The organism is Streptococcus suis (genome assembly GCF_002964045.1).
Taxonomy (GTDB): domain Bacteria; phylum Bacillota; class Bacilli; order Lactobacillales; family Streptococcaceae; genus Streptococcus; species Streptococcus suis_U.
In genome coordinates, this window is sequence record NZ_POPB01000144.1 from 1 (window position 1) to 407 (window position 407).

The 407-nt window shown below is 34.6% G+C and carries 1 pseudogene; it reads left to right on the forward strand.

The window, feature by feature from the left end:
* Positions 1-274 precede the first annotated feature (274 nt).
* Positions 275-403 (forward strand): annotated as a pseudogene (locus C1E99_RS00630) (helix-turn-helix domain-containing protein); the annotation flags it as partial.
* Positions 404-407 lie beyond the last annotated feature (4 nt).

Below are 407 nucleotides of genomic sequence, written 5' to 3' on the forward strand. Positions count from 1 at the left end.
AATCGCTAGTTTTTATCAAAAAATAATTTCAAAATAGAAAGGAACTTGTCCCATCCAAAATTCCAGATAACTAGAACTTACTTTGAGACGTCTCAGAGCCAGTAACTTTAGTGTACTCTTTTTTTCAACAATTTCAATCCTAAAACTCACTATTATCAACATTTTTAGTCAAAAACAGAACTTAGTCTGAGACTAAATTCTGTTGATTTTATGCAGTTTTCTCAAAGTAACTTCTGGAAGGACGGGAACTAGAACTTACTTTGAGAATTTATCCTTGATTGAGCGGTGGAAGAATGAAAATAAGTCCAATCGTGAAATTGCAGGCTTGTTAGGAAAGGCGCCTCAAACGATTCATAATGAAATCAAGCGTGGGACAACCTTACAACAAGTGCGAAAAGGGATCTAAT